This is a genomic window from Nocardioides pymetrozini, assembly GCF_046058985.1.
Taxonomy (GTDB): domain Bacteria; phylum Actinomycetota; class Actinomycetes; order Propionibacteriales; family Nocardioidaceae; genus Nocardioides.
Map to the genome: position 1 here is coordinate 4,167,691 of NZ_CP175556.1, position 19,286 is coordinate 4,186,976.

A 19,286-nucleotide genomic window follows, 5' to 3' on the forward strand; every position below is an offset into this window, starting at 1 on the left:
CCGTGCGTCGGCTCAGTCCGGCCGAGCATCGAGGCGCGGCATCGTGGCATGGCCGGGGTGGCTCACGCCGTCGCGTCCCAGCACGGTCACGAGCGTGCGCGCCAGGATCCTCAGGTCGAGGGCGTGCGAGCGCTCCCGCACGTAGTGCACGTCGAGGTCCAGCTTGGCCTGCCAGTCGAGGGCGTTGCGGCCCGACACCTGAGCCAGGCCGGTCAGGCCGGGACGGACCTGGTGGCGCAGATGCTGGACTCCGGTGTACGCACCGAGATAGTCGTCCAGCAGGGGACGCGGGCCTACCAGGCTCATGTCGCCGCGCACCACGTTCCACAGCTCGGGGAGCTCGTCGAGGCTGGTGGCCCGCAGGAAGCGTCCGACCCGGCTGATCCGCTGCTCGTCGTCCTCGGTCGGCCCGCTCGCCGCGCGCATCGTGCGCACCTTGACCAGGGTGAAGGGCTGCCCGAACCGACCGGGACGCTCCTGACGGAAGAGGAGCGGGCGTCCGTCGGTCAGCAGCACGACCACCGCCACGACGGCGAGGACGGGCAGCACCGCCACGAGCAGGAGCCCGCCCAGGACGATGTCGCGCAGGCGGTAGCTCCACTCGCCGGTCATGACCACGCTCCGCATCCCCGACGGACCGCGTCGATGACGCGGTCCACCTCCGCGTCGGAGAGGGCCGAGCCGCTGGGCAGGCACAGGCCGCGGGAGAACGCGCAGTCCGCGACGCCGTTGAGGACCGTGGGGACGTCGGCGAACACCGGCTGCCGGTGCATCGGCTTCCAGACCGGCCGCGACTCGATGCCCTCGGCCGCCAGCGCCCGGCGCAGGCTGTCGCTGCCGGGTGTCGAGGACGGGTCGAGCACCACGACACTCAACCAGCCGTTGCTGGTGCCGAGCGTGTCGTAGGGGGCGAAGCTCAGGCCCGGCAGGTCCGCGAGCCGCGCGCGATAGCGCGCGGCGATCTCGCGGCGCCGCGCGACCTTCACCGTCAGTCGCGCGAGCTGGGCACGGCCCAACGCCGCGAGCAGGTTGCTGAGGCGGTAGTTGTAGCCGATCTCGGCATGCTCGTAGTGGGGCACCGGGAGCCGGGACTGGCTGGCCCTGCTCCGCGCTCGCTCGGCCACGTCGGCCTCGTCGGTGACCAGCACCCCGCCCCCGCTGGTGGTGATCATCTTGTTGCCGTTGAACGACACGATCGCCGACTCCCCCAGCGACCCCGCGGGCGCGCCCGAGGCGGCCACGGCACCCAGCGCCTCGGCGGCGTCCTCGACCAACGCGACGTCGTACGACGCGGCGACGGAACGCAGGGCATCGTGGTCGCAGGGCTGCCCGAACAGGTCCACCACCACGACCGCCCGCGGCAGCCGGCCGGTGCGCGCCCGGCGGCCCAGCTCCTCCTCGAGGAGCCCCGGGTCCATGCCCCAGGTGCGCGGCTCGGCGTCGACGAGCACCGGCGTCGCGCCGAGATAGCGGATCGGGTTCACCGTCGCGGCGAAGGTGAAGGTCGGCGCGACCACCTCGTCCCCCGGCCCGACGCCGAGCTCGAGGAGCGCGAGGTGCAGCGCGGCGGAGCCGCTCGCCAGCGCCACCGCGTGGGCCCGCCCCGTGGCCTCGGCGAGCTCTCGCTCGAAGGCGTCGACCTCGGGTCCCAGCGGGGCGATCCAGCCGGAGTCGAAGGCGCGGAGGAGCGCCGCGCGCTCCTCCGCGCCGACGTCGGGTCCGGAGAGCAGGATCCGGGCGGGCGCGTCCCCCGCGCCATCCGCCGACGGCAACGGGCTCAGCACCGGATGGGCGGTCGTCATCGTGATGTCCTGTCCGGGCGAGGGTGGTGGTTACTACCCCTACGGACCCCGCCGGCCCTGGTTCATTACGGCGTCGGCCACATCTCGGTGTGGTGGCCCCGGTGCGGTGGTGCGACAGGGGATCCCCCCGCGAGCGGTCGTCGCGGCCTCACGCCGTGAGCTCCACCGGCAGCGCGGGCGCCATCGACTCCCGCAGGTGCTGTCCCGCGAGCTCGGTCACCTCCGCCACCTCGCTCAGCTCGGCGCGCAGCCGCTTGCGGGCGCGGCTCGCGATCGCCGACACCGCGTTGGCCGACTTGCGGCACTCGGCGGCGATCGAGGCGACCTTCTCGCCCTCGACCTCGACCCGCCAGAGCACCTCCCGCCAGGAGGCGGGGAGCCGGGCCATCGCCCGGCCGAGCTCGGTGTCGGCCAGCGACTCGTAGGGCTCGTCGGCCCACACCCCGTCGAGCACCCCCGCCTCCTCGGTCGGGATGTACATCGCCCGGTGCTCGTTGTAGGCCCACGCCACGCGGCGGATCGCGGTCGCCAGGTAGCCGGGGAAGTTCTCGGTCGGGCCGTTGCCTCCCTCGATGGCACGCAGCACCCGCGACCAGGCGTCCGCCACCACGTCGTCGACGTCCGTGGGCCGCACGCCGGCACGGCGCGCGACCTTCACCGCGATGTCGCGGTAGCGGGCGAAGAGCACCCCGAAGGCCTCGGTCTCACCCCGCCGGGCGGCGGCGAGGAGCTGCCCGTCGGACGGGCCGTCGGGGACCGGTCGCTCCGGACGGTCGGCTGACGAGTGTGCATCGATCTGAGCATGCGTGGACAAGGACTTCCCCCCGGTGTGCGACCGCGCCGCGGGTGAGCGGCGCCGGCGTGTCGAACGGCCACGGATGTGTGGCCCCGCCAGCGTGCGGGTCGGAGGGGGTGGCGCGGATCACGCTTTTCGGTGATCTGGGGATGAGGCGGGGTCACCCCGAGGATGAGACGCGCCGCCCCGCCGAGCCTGCGCCCTCCAGCAGGCCAGCGTCGCGCAGTGCGACGAGCGTCGCCCGGACCTGGTGCTCCAGGTCGCACGGCGGCCGGGCGGCACGCGCTCGGACCACCCCGGCGATCCGGGCGACGAGCCGGGCGTCGTCCGGGTCGGCATGGTCGGCATGGTCGGCATGGTCGGCATGGTCGGCACGGTCCGGGGGGCACTCGCGGGCGAGCTCCCAGACCACGACGGCCGACGGGCTCAGCAGGTGCACCGTGGCCGAGGCCAGCCGGGCGAGCCACACCCGCTCGCCGTCACGGCGCAGGGCGAAGGCGGGGTCGTCCACGATCTCGCTCGGCGCGGTCGTGCCCGACTCGTCGGATCCGCCCGACGAGCCCGAGGACATCGGGGGCGGTGTCGCGGGCGGCGCGGGCGGTGCCGCCGGGACGACGGCCACCGCGGGGAGGGCGGACCTCAGCACGACGGCGACCCCCTTGCCCCACCGCCGGAGCCAGGCGACGAGCAGCGCGCCGTGGCCGAGCGGCCGCCCTGCGCGCACCGACATCGTCTGCCGGTCGGGCAGGACCGCGGCGGACACGACGGCGAGCGCCCCCCGCAGTGACGTCGCGGTGAGCGCGCGGCCGGCCCAGAGCTGGACGCCCGAGCCGGACGGGTCGGCCTGGGTGCGCCAGTGCCAGTCGTGCACCACTCCACCGCTGCGACCCCACCCCGCCACCACCGCCCGCAGCGCCGGTCCGCTGCGCAGCACCTGCGCCCATCGCCGTACCTCGGCCGCCGCGGCGGCGTCGAGTCCCGCACGGACCTGTTGGACGTCGTCGAGCGCACGCACGGTGCCGTAGCCCCGCGCGGCGTGCAGCAGCACCAACAGCGCGTGCGCGGCGTCCGCCGGGACGTCGACGATGTGACCGCCGAGCACCGTCGCGGCCCGCTCGGCCCACAGGAGGTCGAACGCCTCCGAGGGGTCGAGCCCGATCCCCGGGAAGCGGTGGTGGACGTCGATCGCGCAGCCCCAGAGCGGGTGGGTCAGCACCGTGGCATGGCCGACCAGCCGGGAGGACCGGGTCGCCGCCTGACGCCTCCAGCCCCGGCGCTCGAGCGCCGCGACGAGGTCCTCGTGGTCCTCCGGCGACACGAGAACGTCGACGTCGGTCGGCCGTCGCCCGCGCAGCCCGAGCTGGCGTCCGGAGGCGACACCCTTGATGTGCAGGACGCGGAGGCCGGCACGTCCGGCCTCGCGGTCGACGAGGGCGTGCACGAACTCCAGGCGCACGGCCATCGGCAGGACCGGAGCGGTCGCCGTCCTCACCCGCTCACGCCGACGCCCGCAGCTCGGTCGCGCTCGCGATCGTGCGGCGCAGGCCCTCGCGGAGGTCGACCGTCGGCTCCCAGCCCAGCGTCTCGCGGAGAGGTCCGCACTCGGCCGCCGAGTGACGGACGTCGCCGACCCGTGCCGGGTGGTGCTCGATGCCGGCGGGTCGGCCGACGATCTCGCACACGGCCTCGAGCATCTCCAGCAAGGTCACCGAGGTGCCGGTCGCGACGTTGAAGACCGAGCCGCCGACGGCCGCGTCGGTGCTGGCCGCCAGCAGGTTGGCCCGCACCACGTTCTCGACGTAGATGAAGTCCCTCGACTGCAGGCCGTCGCCGTGGACCGTGACCGGCCGGCCGTCGCGGACGGCGGCGACGAAGAGCGGGATGACGGCGGCGTAGGCGGAGTGCGGGTCCTGGCGCGGGCCGAAGACGTTGAAGTAGCGCAGTGCCACGGTCTCCAGTCCGTAGCTCGCGTGGAAGGCCTGGCCGAGCGTCTCGGCGGCGAGCTTCGCGACGGCGTACGGCGAGCGCGGCTCCGGGCGCATCTCGACCCGCTTGGGCAGCACGGGAGCGTCGCCGTACACGGCGGAGGAGGACGCCTGCACGAAGCGCCGTACCCCGGCCCGCTGCGCGGCTGCGAGCACGGTCGCGGTGCCCATCACGTTGACCTCGGTCGAGCCGACCGGGTCGGCGACCGAGGCGGGCACGCTGGCCAGCGCTGCCTGGTGCAGCACCACCTCGACGCCGTCCATCGCACGCGCCACCAGGTCACGGTCGCGGATGTCCCCGACGACGACCTCGACGTCGTCCTGGACCGCCCTCAGGTTGGCCAGGTGGCCGCTGCTCAGGTCGTCGAGGACCCGCACCCGGTCCCCCTGGCGGACCAGGGTCTCGACGAGGTGGCTTCCGATGAACCCGGCGCCGCCGGTGACGAGGTAGTTCGTGCTCACTCCCTCTTCGACCGCGGACCGGCTCAGTCCTGACACCGCTCGTCCGGTCGCCGGCGCAGCGGTGTCGCGGGCACCCCGCCGACCGTCGCACCGGGAGCCACGTCCCTGGTCACCACCGCGCCCGCGGCGACCGTGGCTCCGTCGCCGATCGTCACCCCCGCGAGGACCGTCGCCTTGCAGCCGATCCACACGTCCGTGCCGATGTGCACCGGCGCGGACAGGAAGGCCATCTCCCGCAGGGGGACCGTGTGGTCGTGGTCGGCGTCACGGATCGTGACGTGCTCGGCGATCTTGGTGCCGGCGCCGATGGTGATCGCCGTGCGCGCGACGACCATCGACCCGGGGCCGATGTAGTCCGCGGCGACCAGCAACCGCGCTCCGGGCGCCGTGGTCAGGGTCGCGCCCCGGGCCAGGGCGCAGCCGTCCACCTCGATCAGCGAGCCGGCCCCGGCGTACACCTGGCAGCCCCGCTCGACCAGTAGACGACCCCGCATCCGGACGTGGGGGAAGCGCAGGCGGATCCAGGCGACCCGCACCCGGCTGGTCGTCAGGACGCTCAGTCGCGAGCACCCGCGCAGGAGGCGGGCGAGGCCGTGCCGTGCGGTCCTCATCGCGAGCCCCGGACGGCCAGGTGGCGCGGGGCGGGACGCCGGAGCCGGGGACGCAGCGCGGCCGCGAAGAGTGCCGCGTGGCCCACCGCGAGGACGACCTGGGTGGCGACCGCCGACCACGCGGCGCCGAGGAGGCCCCACCGCTCCACGAGCGGCCAGCCGGTCCCGAGCGCCGTGGCCAGGCCGAGCGCGGTGAGGGGTGCCTGGAGGCGGAAGGAGCGCATCGCGTCGATGGTGGTGCCGACGAAGAGCACGGCGTACTCCAGGGTCACCGCGACCATCAGGACGACCAGCACACCGGCCGCGTCGGCGTACTCGGGCCCGAAGACGAGGCGGAGCGCCGGACGGGCGAACAGCCAGCACGCGACGACGCCGACGATGCCGACGCCTGCCCCGGCAAGGACCAGGCGGCCGACCATCACCCGCATGGTGGCCAGGTCCCCGGCCGCGAACTGGTTGGCGAGGCGCGGGCTCACCGACTCCGCCACGGCCTGGACGACGGTGCCGGTCATCGTCGTGACGTAGGCGAGCGCGGCGAACACGCCCACCGCCGCGGACCCTTCCAGATGCTGCAGCAGATAGCGCGGCGTGAAGGCCACCGCGGACCCGAGCGCGACCGACACTCCGAGCGGGAGCGCGAGCCGGGCCAGGCGCCACAGCCGTGGGGCGTCGTACTCCGCGCGGACCGGCCGCCCCTGCCGGCGCAGGACACCGGCCGCACCGCTCGCGACGGCGAGCGTGACCGCGGCGAGGGCCAGCGCGCCCGCCGCCGCGGACCGGGTCGGCACGACCGCCGCCGAGAATGCGGCGAGGCCCGCCACCGCGCGCGCCGCCTGCGCCCGCGCGACGGCGGTCATCTGCTCGTGCCGCTGGAGGGTGCCGAAGACCGAGTCGAGCCGTCCCTCGGCGACCTTGTTCAGCGCCACTGCCGCCACGACCCCCACCGGCAGGGCCGCCGCCACCGCGACCGCCAGCGAGGCCGCCAGAGCCAGGAGCGAGGTGACCGTGCGCAGCGCCAGGAACTGCCCCGGCGTGTTCTCCCCGCGCGCGTCCGTGACCTGCACCTGGCGCAGCTTGAGGCCGGCGAGCAGGAACAGCGGCGCCGTGACGGCCAGGGCGAGGGCGTAGCGGCCGACCTCGGCGCTGTCGGTGACCCGGGCCAGCACCATCAGCATCAGGAGCTGGCTCGCCGCGTAGGCGCCGTTGCCGGCGAGCACCGCGGTCACACTGCGCCGCAGCGAGGTGCTCATCGCGTGCCCGCCGTACGGCGACCGGCCCGCTCCCCCGACGGGTCCGGCCGCGGCTCCTCGGTGGCCGCCGACGGTGGCGAGCCCACCGTCGCCATCAGCACCATCAGGCTGCCGATCGCCCACTGCACCGGGATCGGGGCGAAGGAGTTGCGGGTCGCGATGAGCAGGGGCAGCAGGATGACGATGCCCCAGAGCACGCCGCGCCGGCCCTGGGCGCGCACCGAGAGCCACAGCAGGGCTCCGATCGCCGCCATCAGCACGACCACGAAGGGGATCCCGCCGTTGCGGATCGCCTCGGCGATCGGCGAGCCGCCGATCGGACCCTGTCGGTCCATGATCTCCACGTTGAACACCCGGTGGTCCTCCTCGACCGGCACCGCGCCGCCGAAGACCCCTTCGAGGAAGCGCAGGGGGACCGCGACCAGGGTGGTGCCACGGCGCGGCTCCTCCCCGCCGTCCATCCAGCCCTGGACGACGACCACCGGGTAGATGGAGTAGCCGAGCTCGGCGAGTCCCTGCCACGGCGAGAAGTCACCTGCGCCGGCGGTGAGCGCCCGCAGGCCCTCGGTCCGGGTGACCCGGATGATGGAGGTGACGCCCAGCCCGACCGCGGCGAGGGCCAGCGCGACGACCGGGCGGAGACGACGCCGCTTGGCGGCGGCGTACAGCATCGCGACGGCCGGGAAGAGAACGGCGCCGCGGCTGCCCAGCACCAGCAGGACCGCGCCGACACCGCCGATCGCGACGAGTCCGAGGACCCGGTGGCCGCGGCCGGCCGCGAGGAGGAAGGCGCTGCCGTAGCCGACCAGGAGCACCCCGTAGCCGTAGGTGGATGTCGCCGCCGCCTCGAGGAAGTCGCCGTAGCCCGACGCGAGGCTGAGCCCGCCCCGGCTGAGGGTCCAGAACACGATGCCGCAGCCGACGACCACGGCGACCAGACCGACCGCTCCGGTGCGGTCACGGGCAGCGGCAGGCTCCGCGTCGCCGTCCCGGCGCGGCGCCAGCCGGGCGGCGACCAGGAAGCCCGCGACCAGGCAGACCAGGCCGACGAGGACGGCCGTGAGGGGCCGCAGGAGTGCCAGCGGCTCGACGAAGTCGTTGTCCCCGCGCCCGACGAGCGCCTCGTCGCCGATGATCGCGTAGCTGACGACCAGACCGCCGTGGAACATGCCGAAGACCGCGACGTACAGGGTCGCGGCGCCACCTGCCCCGGCAGAGGGGTCGTAGGTGGCGACGAGGGCGCCGGCGAGCCCGACGAGGAACCAGCAGGCCAGCTGCGCCATCGTCGGGTCGGTGAGGCCGGTGACCGCGAACAGCGAGAGGCCGAGGAGCAGGAGGCCGGCCGTGGCACGTGCCGGCCCGCTCAACGGGCGGCCCGCCAGGTCTCCCGCCAGCGCAGGGCGTTGTGGCGCAGGTCGAAGTCCGATCGGCTGACCGCGGCGCGCAGCTCGCGCCGCTGGTCCGCGTCGAGCCCGGCGACGTCCACCACCCGCCGTGCCCAGTGGCTGTGTGGCGCGTCCAGGGGCAGGATCTCGACCCCCGGCAGCCGCTCCGCGAGCGAGACGGCCGCGCCGATGTCGGAGGCGACCACCGGCACCCCCGAGGCCAGCGCCTCCAGTGCCACGGTCGGGAGGCCTTCGCGCACCGACGGCAGCACGAGCACGGAGGCGGCGCGCAACAGCTCGGGTACGTCGTCCCGCGGGCCGAGGTCGACGACGCCGGGATGCTCGCCCGGCATGTCGACCTCGGTGCCGCCGCCGGCGACCCACAGCTGCGCGGGCGCCAGCTCCTGCAGCGCGAGCGCCAGCGGTGGCAGGAAGGACCGGTTCTTCGCGGGGTCCGGGCGGCCGACGTGGAGCACGACCACCGACTCGTCCGGGTGCCGGTCGGGCAGCCGGAAGCGCTCGAGGTCCACCCCGTTGACGACCACCTCGTAGCGCGCGGCGCCTCCACGGGTGCGCCGAGGCCCTCGTGCGAACTCCAGCGCCCCGGGCGAGACGGCCAGCACGTCCGTCGCGGCCCAGGCCAGCAGCCGCCGGGTCGCGGACCGGAACAGCCGGCGACGCAGCCGCTCAGGACGTCCGTCGCCCTCCGAGTGCATCCGCGCGATGCGCCGGGGGACCCCGAGCACCCGCGCGGGCACGAGGAACAGCGCACTGGTCAGGCTCACGTGGGCCTGCACCACGTCGGGGCGCTCGCGACGAATGTCCCGGACCAGGCCGAGGAGCGTGCGCAGGACGCCACCGCGCCCGTGGACGACGACCTCCGCCCCCGCCTCCTCGAACTGCGGAGCCAGGGTGCCGCGCTGCCCGGAGACGCACACGAAGCGCTGACGTACCTGCGCCGCGGGGATCGCGCGGCACAGGTCGAGGGCCACCGTCTCCGCGCCACCTCGGTTGAGCGAGCCGATGACGTGCAGGACCGTCGCCGACGCAGGGGACGACGTACTCACGACGGCTGCCCGACCGTCTCGGGCGCGACCCGGGCCTCGCCGTGCCGGATCCGGCGCCCCGGCACCTGGTGGTACGACGGCGCCGCGCCCGCGTAGTAGCCGTAGCCGTTGCGGGCGGCGCGCCGGCCCGTGCTCACCCCGTTCATGACGAGGCCGAGCAGCCTCCCGTCGACCGCCTGGACGTTGCGCGAGGCCTGCGCGAGGTGCGCGCGGCGGGTCACGCCCGAGCGTGCCACCAGCAGCGCACCGTCGGCGGCGGCCGTGAGCAGCGCGCCGTCGGTCACCGGCAGCAGGGGTGGGCTGTCGATCACGACGAAGGACTCCGCGCGGAGGCGCTCCAGCAGCAGCCTCATCTTGTTCGACCCGAGCAGCTCGCTGGGGTTGTGCGGGATCCGGCCGGCGGTCAGCACCTGGAGGCCGTCGTGGCGGGTCTCCTGGAGAGCATCCTCGAGGCTCACCGTGCCCGCGATGACCTGTGAGAGCCCGGCCGACTGGTCGAGGTCGAAGATCTCGTGGACCGTCGGGCGGCGCAGGTCCCCGTCGACGAGGACGACCCGCTGGCCACCGCTGGCGATGACCCGCGCGAGGTTCGCGGCGACGGTCGACTTCCCCTCTCCCGCGACCGAGCTCGTGACCACGATGGCGCGGGGTGGCTCGTCGACCGCGACGAAGCGCAGGTTCGTGCGCATCTGCCGGAAGGCCTCCGCCGCACTGCGCCCGGCTCGCCCGTCGAGGTCCCGGGGGGCCTCGGCCAGGTTCTTCGTGGCCGGTACGACGCCCAGGGCGGGCGCTCCGCCGGCGCTCTCCGCCTCCCGCAGCCCGCGCACCTTGGTGTCGGTGTGCTCCCTCAGCACGCCCCACCCCAGGGCGAGGAGCACGCCGAGCACCAGCCCTGCGCCGTAGTAGCGGACCCGGGACGGATAGCTCTGCGAGGTGGGCATCCCCGCCGGCTCGACCGGGACGAGCTTGACGACGGCGTTCGCGTTGGCGCCGCCCTGGATCGTCGCGATCTGCTCGCTGGTGGCGCGCACGACGGCGTTGGCGATGTCACGGGCCTCGGCGGGTGTCGGCGCGCGGGCGGCGACGCGGATCGTGGTGGTGTCGGTCGGCAGGGTGGCGGTGATCCGGCCGATCAGCTGCTCGGGTGTGGTGTCGAGTCCGAGCTGCGCGATGACGGCCTCGGCGACCCCGCGGCTGGTGAAGAGCAGCAGGTACGACTTCGCCACGGTCTGGGCGAGGATCGTGCCCGAGTAGCTCTGCGCGATGTCCTTGCTGTTGTTCGTGGCGACGATGCCGGAGGCGCGAGCGGTGTACTCACGCGGGCGGGTCTCCGTCCACGCGACCGCCACCGTCACCGTGGCCACCAGGACCAGGAGCATGGGGAGCCAGCGGTGCTTGACGAGGCGGATCAGGTCTTCGAGCTGCATGGGTGGCGAACTGTTCTCTCTGTGCGACCGGGCGTCCTCGGTCCGAGCGCCCCATCGGGTGGACCGGCGGCCGGCCATTTCGTGACCGGCGTCAGGTTCGCCCGTGGCCCGGGTCCTCTCCCCTGGGCCGTCGAGCGGGCGTCGCGCGCGGGGATCGGTCCCAGGAGGAGGTACGGCATGCGGCTGTTGGTGGCCACCGAGGCACGGCTGCTGCGTGCGCCCGACGGCCGCGTGGTCGCCGACGCGGTGCACACGCGCGCCTTCTTCGACCGCTATCTCGGGACCTTCGACGAGGTCGTCGTGCTCGCGCGGGTCCAGGACGCCCCGCCGGGGCACCCCGCCCCGGCCGACCGCGAGGTCGAGGACGAGCGGGTGCGGGTGGCCGCCCTGCCTCCCTACACCGGGCTGGGCGGCCTGGCCCAGAGCTGGCGAGCGGTACGCCGGGAGGCGGTCGAGGCGCTCTCCACCTGCGACGCCGCGGTGTTGCGCGCCCCCGGGCAGGTGGCCGGCATCGTGCACAGCGTGCTCGACGCCACGCCGTTCGCCGTCGAGGTGCTCGGCGACCCCGCGGAGGTGTTCGCGCCGGGCACCACGGTCCGCCACCCTGGTCGGCCGCTCATCCGCCGCCACGCCGTGCGGTCGCTCGAGACGCTGTGCCGGCGCGCCACCGCCGTGGGATATGTCAGCGATCTGGTGCTGCCGCAGCGCTACCCCGCGGCACCGGGAGCCCCCGTGGCGACGTACTCCGACGTGCACCTGCCGCCCGAGGCCTTCCGCCCGCCCGCCGCGAGCCGCGGACCGGTGCGCCGCCTGGTCACCGTCACGGCGTTGGACCAGCCGTACAAGGGCATCGACGTGCTGCTCCGCGCGATGAGCCACCTCGGCTCCGACGTGACGCTCTCCGTGGTGGGCGGCGGTCGCCTTCTCGCCGACCTCGACCGTCTCGCCGGGGACCTCGGGCTGGGTGAGCGGGTGCGCTTCGTCGGGCAGCTCACCGGCGCGGCCGCGGTGCGCGCGGCCCTCGACGGCGCCGACGCGTTCGTCCTCCCCTCCCTGACGGAGGGACTGCCGCGGGCACTGATCGAGGCGATGGCACGGGGCCTGCCCTGCGTCGGCACCGACGTGGGCGGCATCCCCGAGCTGCTCCCCGCCGAGGCGCTGTGCCGGCCGGGCGACGAGCACGCCCTCGCCCGGCTCGTCGGCCGGCTCACGGCGGAGCCGGCCTTCGCGAGCACGCTCGCCGAGGCGACGTACGCCCGCTCGCGCTCCTACGCCCTCCCGGTCCTGCAGCACGAGCGCGAGCGCATCCTGGGCGCGCTGCGTCGTCGCGCGCTGGCGACCACCCGGTCGACGGCGCGGTGAGCCGCCCGATGCGCGTGCTGCACCTGGTCAAGACCGGGCACGGCGCCCGGTGGGCGCTGCGCCAGGTCGAGGTCCTCGTCGCCGCGGGCATCGACGTGCACGTCGCCCTGCCCGACGGTCCGCGCGTCGCCGAGTACCGCGCCGCCGGCGCCGCCGTGCACCTGTGCCAGCCGGGACTGCGGCCGACCGACCCCCGCACCTGGCGCGCGGCGGCGGGGGCGGTGGCGCACGTGACCCGGATCGTGCGGCCCGACCTCGTGCACAGCCACTTCGTCGACACCACGCTCGCGATGCGCGCGGCCCTGCGCGGCTCCGGGGTCCCCCGCCTCTTCCAGGTGCCGGGACCGCTGCACCTCGAGCACGCGGCCACCCGCGCCGTCGAGATCCGCAGCGCCGACGGGGACGACCACTGGATCGCGAGCTGTGCCTGGACCCGGGAGCGCTACGCCGCGAGCGGCGTCCCGCGGGACCGGCTGCACCTGAGCTACTACGGCACGGACGTCGAGGAGTACCGGCCGGGCGCCGACCGCGGAGCACTGCGCGCCGAGCTGGGGATCGCGCCGGACGTCGCCGTGGTCGGCATCGTCGCGTTCTTCTACCCGCCGAAGCGCTATCTCGGCCAGCGCACCGGCATCAAGGGCCACGAGGACCTGATCGAGGCGGTCGCGCGGGTCGTCGCGAGCGGCACCCGTGTCCATCTCGCGATCGTCGGCGGTCCCTGGGAGGGGGGTGCCGCGTACGCCGCCCGGATCCGCCGCCTCGCGGCCGACCGCCTCCCGGGCCGTCACACCTTCCTGGGCCACCGCGACGACGTGCCCTCCGTGTACGCCGGCCTGGACCTGGCCGTCCACCCGTCGCACTCGGAGAACCTCGGTGGCGCGGCCGAGTCGCTGCTGTGCGCGACCCCGACCGTCGCGACCCGCGTGGGCGGCTTCCCGGACCTCGTGCTGCCCGGCCGCACCGGCTGGCTGGCCGAGCCGAGGGATCCCGGTTCGCTCGCGGACCAGATCCGCGCGGCGCTCGACCACCCGAACGCACGGAGCCTGGCCGAGGAGGGCCGCCGCCGCACCCGCCGGCTCCTCGACGTACGGCGCACGGCGGGCGAGCTCGTGGACCTCTACGGCACGGTGCTCCAGCACAGCGCGGCTGCCTCCGGCCCGCCACGACGGCGACCCTGACCCCGTGGGGTGTCAGGAACGGGCGAGTGTCTCGTCCATCCAGGTAGCCATGGCAGGACCGATCGGGAGAGGCGCGTTGGACGAGTCGGAGAGTGACCGGCAGCTGGTCCGGCAGGGGATGACCATGTTCATGGTCGACCTGCTCAGTCGCACCCTGGCGGAGATCGAGGCCTACGAGGAGCAGCTGCCCTGCGTGCTGGTCTGCACCGATCTGGACTCCGGTGACCAGACGGTGTCGGGTCCCTTCCCGACCAGGACGGCCGGCGCGCTCACCATGGAGCACGAGATCGCCTCGGCCGGGCCCGACTCGCGGCTCGCGTTCTCGCTGATGCCGCTCTACCCCGCGCTCGAGCTGGGACGGCCCGCACCGTGCGACGGAGCGGCACCCCCGGTCCGGCCTGTCTAGCCGCGGTCCCGGGTCAGCAGGCCGGCGTGTTCCAGCTGGGCGATGCTCTCCCGGAGGGCGGCCGCGGGCACCCGGGTCAGGTCGGCGGTCTGGCCGGCGCCCAGCCGGAGCCAGAGCCCCGCGGCGAGGCCGGTGGCGCGCACCAGTGCCGCACCGACCATGACGAGGACGTCGTCCCCGACCGCCACGGCGTCGTGGTGGCCGCCGACGACGACCCGGCCGACCCCGGGACACTCGAGGCTCTCGCCGGTCGCTCGGCCGGGGACGTGCTCGAAGGCCAGGTGCCGGGCGTGGTGCCCGTCCAGGCACTGGCGCACCAGGTCGGCGGCGCCACCGACCTCGTCGTAGGTGAGGCGCCGGGCTCCGCCCGTGCGGACCAGCAGCTCCGCCAGCGTGCGCAGCGGGTCGGGCCACAGCGCCGCCGAGGAGGTCTGCGGCACGAGCTCCTCCAAGGCGTCGAGGAGCGGCACCGGCCCGAGCGCGGGCGCGGTGGGGGCGTCGGTCCTCGGGACCCGGTCGAGCAGGACGACGGCGCCGAGACGGAGGCGGCCGGGCGCACGGCGCAGGCCGAGCTCGTCGGGTCCCACCTGGCGCTTGTGCCCGGCGGCCGCGACGGCCGTGCCGGTCGGCGGCAGCAGCGAGAGCGGCTTCGCGTACGGACGGACGTCCAGCGAGTCCGGAGCGACCGACACGCACTCGTCGGTGACGTAGCCGAGGGTGCGGCCCAGCACGCGTGCCGCGGTCGTCTTGCCGGTGCCCGAGGCGGCCGCGAGCGCGACCACCCGCCCCCGGTCGTCGCTGAGGCCCGCCGCGTGCAGGTTGACCCGAGACCCGGCGGTGAGCTGGATGCCGAGCAGGTTCAGCCCGGACGCGAGCGTGTACTCCCGCTCGTCGGCGTCGACCCAGGTGAGCAGCTCGACCGTGCGGTCGGCCGGGCGGGAGGTCCGGCAGCGCGCCCACTGGGCGGCGACGCGCCCCACCATCGGCGACGGCCCGACGACCCGGACCGTGGCGCCGAGGACGTCGAGCGTCACCGTCCCTCGGCCGTCCTCCCTGGTGAGCACCACACCCTCCTCGACCACCGGACGGTCCTTTCCTGACGATCCGTGTCAGGTTCGCGGGCCGCGCCCGTCTAGCACTGTGGGTGTCCGTCCGCGGCCACCCTTCGTCGGTGGCGGCCATCGCCACCCCGCACCCACCTCACGGAGGAAACATGCAGCAGGACGGTTCGGGCCACGAGGACGTCGAGCTCACGGAGACCGGCGAGCTCCCGGCGCTCTCCGCCCAGGCGGAGGACGACCGCGTCAGCCGGCGCTCGGTCGCCAAGGGCCTGGCCTGGTCGGTGCCCTCGGTCTCCGCGGCGAGCATCCTCGGCACCGCGGCTCCCGCGGTCGCCGCCTCGGTGTTCCAGTGCCCTCCGGAGACGTGCTACACCGTTCCGGTGGAGCTGGGTGCCGCGACGGTCGCCGGCATCACCGGGATCAACGCGACCAACGTCACCATGGTGGGCGGTGTCGTGACCTTCACCTGTCTGAGCCAGTACGGCTGGCTCGGCGGCTGGACCCTCTGGGCGGACTCCTACACCTTCTCCTTCACCGACCACGCCGACATCACCACGAGTGCGGGACTGACGGCCACGACACCCAGCCCGCTGGCGCTCCCCATCACGGTGCCGGGCTCGACGGTGATCATCCCCGGCTACGCATGGGACCCGACGAACGACGGCCTGTTCAACGTCGGCCAGACCAACGCGCACCACATCACGAAGATCTGCGTGAACTACACCGCCATCTTCTACGGCATCGGGATCCCCCCGGTCGCGCTGGGCACCTGCCGCTTCCAGGTCTGCTACAAGACCTCCCCGGTCCTCACCTGGAACACCGTCGCGCTGACCAAGGTGTCCGGTCCGACGCCGCTGCCGTGAGGCCGGCGAGCACCCGGTGAGCAGTCCTTGAGCGTCGCGTACGCCGCCGTCTGGGTCCTCGTCGGCTCGGGGATCCTGGCCTCCGGCCTGGCCAAGCTGCCGCCCCGGCGACACGACGCCACCCGGGCCGCGCTGGCGGGGCACGGACTCGTCCTGCCTGGCGCCCTCATCCGCGCGGCCTCGGCCGCCGAGGTCGTGGCCGGCGCCGGTCTGCTCGCGACCCGCGGCGTCGTCGTCCTGACATGTGCCGCCGCGGCGGTGGCGATGATGGCCTGCTACACGCTGCTGGTGGCACGCCTGCTCCGGGCCGGCGGATCCGGAGGCTGTGGCTGTCACGGCGAGCGGACGGGCCGGCTCTCCTGGCACACGCTGCTGCGCAACGGCATCCTCGTCCTGCTCGCGGCCGTGGTGCTCGTCCGTGCGGCGCACGGCGAGCACCTCGCGCAGCTGCTGGGCCGGCTCGACGCACTCGGCAGGACGGGCGCGGTCGCCGCGGGCCTCGCGCCCACCCTCCTGCTCGTCGCCGGGCTGGCTCGGCGCGCGCGCTCCGCGGCGTACGTCGCGCCGGTCGCCCCAATCAGCGTCGCGCCTCTTCCGGCGGAGCCCGGGGACTACGTGCGCTGGCCGGTGCCGGACGCGCCCCTGCACGACGCCGCAGGGCGACGGCTGTCGCTGCGGGACCTGTGCCGCCACGGGGCGCGCCTGCTGCTGGTGGTGGACGCCGGCCGGGCCGGCGACGCGGAGCCGGCGACCGGATGGCTGGCGGCCGCGTCGGCGTGGGAGCCCACCGTCGTCGCCGCGGTCGTGGTCAGCGGACCCGGGGACGAGGCTTCCCGAGCCTCCCTCCCGGCGCCGACGTACCGGGACCGCACGGGTGCGGCCGCGGTCATGCTCGGGGTCTCCGTGCTCCCCAGCGCGGTGCTGCTCGGCGCCGACGGCTACCTCGCCGCCGGTCCGGCGGCGGGGCGCACGGAGGTCGACGAGCTGATCGCGATCATCGGCGACGAGCTCGCGTCGGCCGCCGGACCGCCGGTCGCGGCGTCCCCCTGACCTCGACAGCGTCCGGGCCGGGGTGTCAGCGGCCGGGTCAGAGGCCGGGTCAGAGGCCGGGCTCGGCGCGCTCGAGGATCGGGGCGAGGTGCAGGCCGGCGGGCAGGGTGCCGAAGGCGCCGCCCCAGTCGCGCTCGAGCCGGCTCGCGCAGAACGCGTCGGCCACCGCCGTCGGCGCGTGCCGCAGGAGCAGCCCCGCCTGGAAGACGACCGCGATCTGCTCGACGACCCGCCGGGCCCGCAGCTCGATGTCGTCGAAGTCGGTGAGCTCCTTCTTGAGCGCGGTCACCGCGTCGTCGTAGCGTCGGTCGGCGCCGACGGCGAGCTCGGCCTCCGCGAACAGGGCGTCCAGCGAGTGGGGCTCCCGGCCGATCGCGCGCAGGGCATCGAGGGCGGCGACGTTGCCCGAGCCCTCCCAGATCGACATCAGGGGCGCCTCGCGGTAGATCCGCGCCAGGTCGAAGTCCTCGATGTAGCCGTTGCCGCCGAGGCACTCCAGCGCCTCGCCGACGGCCATCGGCGCCCGCTTGCACACGTAGTACTTGGTCGCCGCCAGGGCGAGCCGGCGCAGCGCACTCTCCCCTTCGTCGCCGTGGATCGCGCGGTCGTTGGCACCGGCCAGCCGCATCATCGCCGTGGTGGCCGCCTCGGACTCCACGGCGAGGTCGGCCAGGACGTTGCGCATCAGCGGCTGGTCGACCAGCAGTCTTCCGAAGGCGGCGCGGTGGCGGCTGTGGTGGGCGGCCTGCACGAGCGCCGAGCGCATGGCGGAGGCCGATCCGATGACGCAGTCGAGGCGGGTCATGTTGACCATCTCGACGATCGTCTTCACCCCCTTGCCCTCCTCGCCGACGAGCCACCCGACGGCGTCGTCGTACTCGATCTCGGAGGAGGCGTTGGACTTGTTGCCGAGCTTGTCCTTGAGCCGCAGGAAGCGGATCGGGTTGATCTCGCCGCCGGGCAGCACGCGCGGCAGCAGGAAGCACGAGAGCCCCCCGGGAGCCTGGGCGAGGGTGAGGAACAGGTCCGACATCGGCGCCGAGGTGAACCACTTGTGGCCGACGATCCGGTAGCTGCCGTCGGGCTGCGGGGTCGCCGTCGTCGTGTTCGCGCGGACGTCGGAGCCGCCCTGCTTCTCGGTCATCGACATGCCCGCGATCAGGCCCCGCTTGGTCGCGGGGTCGCGCAGCCCGAAGTCGTACTCACGGTTGGTGAGGAGCGGCTCGAACCGGGCGGCGAGGTCCGGGTTGGCGCGCAGCGCCGGGACCACCGCATAGGTCATCGAGATCGGGCATCCGTGGCCGGCGTCGACGTTCCAGGCGTAGAACTTCGCGGCGCGGGCGACATGGGCTCCCGGCCGCTCGTCGGCCCACGGCGCGGCGTGGATGCCATGCCGGACGGCGGTCTCGATGAGCTGGTGGTACGCCGGGACGTACTCCACCTCGTCGACCCGCCGCCCGTAGCGGTCATGGGTGTGCAGCCGAGGCGGGACCCGCTCGGCCAGGCGGCCGAGGTCCATCGCCTCGGGCGTGCCGGCGAGCCGGCCGACCTCGCTGATCTCCTCGAGTGCCCAGGCCGCGCCCTCGCGCTCGATCCCCTCGCGCAGCGCCGGGTCCGCGGAGGTGTCGTGCCCCTCGAGCGGCGGGACCTGGTTGAAGACCTCGTGCGTCGCCATGCCGCGATGTTACGAGTTTCGCAACAGTCGTGTCTAGATGTGTAGCATCGGAGCGTGGACGACCTCCCGCTCCTGTCGGCGCGCTCGGTGATGCTGAGCCTGCTGCTCGGCTCGCATCCGGACCGGATGTCCGCGGCCGAGCTGGTTCGCGCGGGCGAGCACTTCGGCGTCCCGGCGGCCACCGCACGCGTCGCCCTCACCCGCGCCGTCGCGGCCGGCGACCTGGAGCGCAGCGCGGGCGACTACGTGCTCGGCGCCCGCCTCGCCGCACGCCAGCGGCGCCAGGACGAGGCGGTGCTGGACGCGGAGACCTCCTGGGACGGTGGCTGGGAGATGGCGGTGGTCGTCGTGGCGGGCCGCACGGGTGGGGAGCGCGCGGCGCTGCGCGAGCGGCTCGCGTCGTACCGGCTGGCCGAGCTGCGTGAGGGGGTGTGGACCCGGCCGGCCAACCTGCGCCGCCCCCGTGGGTACGCCGCGGAGCCGGTCCTCAGCACCTTCGTCGGGGTCCCCGACGACGACCCCGCCGGTCTCGTCGCGCGGCTCTGGGACCTCGGCGCCTGGGCCGACGAGGGTCGCCGGCTGCTGCACCTCCTCGAACGGACCACGGCCCCCGCCCCGCGCCTGGCCGTGGCCGCCCAGGTCGTGCGCCACCTGACGACCGACCCGCTGCTGCCGGCCGCCCTGCGTCCGGCGGACTGGCCGGCCTCCGCGATGCGCACGGCGTACGCCGCCTACCAGGACGAGCTGCGCACCCTCGCCCTCACCCCCTCGGCCTGAGCGCCGCTCGGACACCGCGCCGGGCCCGTTGAGTCGTCACTTCCGACCCCGCGAGTCGTCACTTTCGGCCCCGCGAGTCGTCACTTTCGGCCCCGCGAGTCGTCACTTCCGACCTGCCGACGTGACGGT

18 protein-coding genes are annotated in these 19,286 nt (G+C 74.8%); 6 read left to right on the forward strand and 12 right to left on the reverse strand.

Annotation, left to right across the window (positions count from 1 at the left end; genetic code table 11):
• Nucleotides 1–12: 12 nt before the first annotated feature.
• From ACJ5H2_RS20365 to ACJ5H2_RS20410, 10 genes are all read right to left on the reverse strand, one after another.
• Nucleotides 13–612 carry a sugar transferase gene (locus tag ACJ5H2_RS20365; RefSeq protein WP_408897260.1) on the reverse strand — a complete coding sequence of 200 codons (600 nt, stop codon included), beginning with the start codon at nt 610–612 and terminating at the stop codon, nt 13–15.
• Nucleotides 609–1,802 (reverse strand): DegT/DnrJ/EryC1/StrS family aminotransferase, encoded by a 1,194-nt coding sequence (locus ACJ5H2_RS20370; RefSeq protein ID WP_408897261.1) that lies wholly within the window; start codon nt 1,800–1,802, stop codon nt 609–611. The genes ACJ5H2_RS20365 and ACJ5H2_RS20370 overlap by 4 nt, the downstream gene beginning before the upstream one ends.
• A 148-nt stretch (nt 1,803–1,950) precedes the next feature.
• On the reverse strand, nt 1,951–2,616 hold the full coding sequence (locus ACJ5H2_RS20375) for an RNA polymerase sigma factor (RefSeq protein ID WP_408897262.1): 666 nt from the start codon (nt 2,614–2,616) through the stop codon (nt 1,951–1,953).
• A gap of 142 nt (nt 2,617–2,758) precedes the next feature.
• Entirely contained in the window at nt 2,759–4,090 is a 1,332-nt protein-coding gene (locus ACJ5H2_RS20380) for a nucleotidyltransferase family protein (protein ID WP_408897263.1), read from the reverse strand.
• 4 nt (nt 4,091–4,094) lie between these two features.
• Nucleotides 4,095–5,045 carry an SDR family oxidoreductase gene (locus ACJ5H2_RS20385; protein ID WP_408897264.1) on the reverse strand — a complete coding sequence of 317 codons (951 nt, stop codon included), beginning with the start codon at nt 5,043–5,045 and terminating at the stop codon, nt 4,095–4,097.
• Between the two features lie 23 nt (nt 5,046–5,068).
• Nucleotides 5,069–5,656: an acyltransferase gene (locus ACJ5H2_RS20390; RefSeq protein ID WP_408897265.1), complete on the reverse strand. Its 588-nt coding sequence runs from the start codon at nt 5,654–5,656 to the stop codon at nt 5,069–5,071.
• Nucleotides 5,653–6,906, reverse strand: coding sequence for a lipopolysaccharide biosynthesis protein (locus tag ACJ5H2_RS20395; RefSeq protein WP_408897266.1), 1,254 nt, complete (start codon nt 6,904–6,906; stop codon nt 5,653–5,655). The genes ACJ5H2_RS20390 and ACJ5H2_RS20395 overlap by 4 nt, the downstream gene beginning before the upstream one ends.
• The gene (locus tag ACJ5H2_RS20400; RefSeq protein WP_408897267.1) at nt 6,903–8,273 is read right to left on the reverse strand and encodes a hypothetical protein; all 1,371 of its coding nucleotides are present in this window, start codon (nt 8,271–8,273) and stop codon (nt 6,903–6,905) included. The genes ACJ5H2_RS20395 and ACJ5H2_RS20400 overlap by 4 nt, the downstream gene beginning before the upstream one ends.
• Entirely contained in the window at nt 8,270–9,358 is a 1,089-nt protein-coding gene (locus ACJ5H2_RS20405) for a glycosyltransferase (protein ID WP_408897268.1), read from the reverse strand. The genes ACJ5H2_RS20400 and ACJ5H2_RS20405 overlap by 4 nt, the downstream gene beginning before the upstream one ends.
• A complete protein-coding gene (locus ACJ5H2_RS20410) occupies nt 9,355–10,785 on the reverse strand; it encodes a polysaccharide biosynthesis tyrosine autokinase (protein ID WP_408897269.1) in 1,431 nt (476 codons plus the stop codon). The genes ACJ5H2_RS20405 and ACJ5H2_RS20410 overlap by 4 nt, the downstream gene beginning before the upstream one ends.
• Before the next feature lie 177 nt (nt 10,786–10,962).
• Between ACJ5H2_RS20410 and ACJ5H2_RS20415 the strand changes: the two genes are divergently transcribed.
• From ACJ5H2_RS20415 to ACJ5H2_RS20425, 3 genes are read left to right on the forward strand one after another with little or no spacing between them, the layout of a single operon-like run.
• Nucleotides 10,963–12,147, forward strand: a complete 1,185-nt coding sequence (locus ACJ5H2_RS20415; RefSeq protein WP_408897270.1) for a glycosyltransferase — start codon at nt 10,963–10,965, stop codon at nt 12,145–12,147.
• An 8-nt stretch (nt 12,148–12,155) separates the two neighbouring features.
• Nucleotides 12,156–13,325: a glycosyltransferase family 4 protein gene (locus ACJ5H2_RS20420; protein WP_408897271.1), complete on the forward strand. Its 1,170-nt coding sequence runs from the start codon at nt 12,156–12,158 to the stop codon at nt 13,323–13,325.
• Between the two features lie 49 nt (nt 13,326–13,374).
• Nucleotides 13,375–13,731: a hypothetical protein gene (locus tag ACJ5H2_RS20425; protein WP_408897272.1), complete on the forward strand. Its 357-nt coding sequence runs from the start codon at nt 13,375–13,377 to the stop codon at nt 13,729–13,731.
• On the opposite strand, the gene ACJ5H2_RS20430 is transcribed toward ACJ5H2_RS20425, so the two are convergent.
• Nucleotides 13,728–14,795 (reverse strand): hypothetical protein, encoded by a 1,068-nt coding sequence (locus tag ACJ5H2_RS20430; protein WP_408897273.1) that lies wholly within the window; start codon nt 14,793–14,795, stop codon nt 13,728–13,730. The two genes, ACJ5H2_RS20425 and ACJ5H2_RS20430, sit on opposite strands and share 4 nt — an antisense overlap.
• 149 nt (nt 14,796–14,944) lie before the next feature.
• Between ACJ5H2_RS20430 and ACJ5H2_RS20435 the strand changes: the two genes are divergently transcribed.
• Together ACJ5H2_RS20435 and ACJ5H2_RS20440 are read left to right on the forward strand one after the other, a co-directional pair.
• Nucleotides 14,945–15,655, forward strand: a complete 711-nt coding sequence (locus ACJ5H2_RS20435; RefSeq protein WP_408897274.1) for a hypothetical protein — start codon at nt 14,945–14,947, stop codon at nt 15,653–15,655.
• Between the two features lie 27 nt (nt 15,656–15,682).
• Complete coding sequence (locus ACJ5H2_RS20440) at nt 15,683–16,705, forward strand: MauE/DoxX family redox-associated membrane protein (RefSeq protein WP_408897275.1); 1,023 nt, start codon at nt 15,683–15,685, stop codon at nt 16,703–16,705.
• Between the two features lie 49 nt (nt 16,706–16,754).
• Here the strand turns inward: ACJ5H2_RS20440 and ACJ5H2_RS20445 are convergent, their stop codons facing one another.
• Complete coding sequence (locus ACJ5H2_RS20445) at nt 16,755–18,380, reverse strand: acyl-CoA dehydrogenase family protein (RefSeq protein WP_408897276.1); 1,626 nt, start codon at nt 18,378–18,380, stop codon at nt 16,755–16,757.
• 54 nt (nt 18,381–18,434) lie between these two features.
• Between ACJ5H2_RS20445 and ACJ5H2_RS20450 the strand changes: the two genes are divergently transcribed.
• Nucleotides 18,435–19,157 (forward strand): PaaX family transcriptional regulator C-terminal domain-containing protein, encoded by a 723-nt coding sequence (locus ACJ5H2_RS20450; RefSeq protein WP_408897277.1) that lies wholly within the window; start codon nt 18,435–18,437, stop codon nt 19,155–19,157.
• The last annotated feature ends 129 nt before the right edge of the window (nt 19,158–19,286 follow it).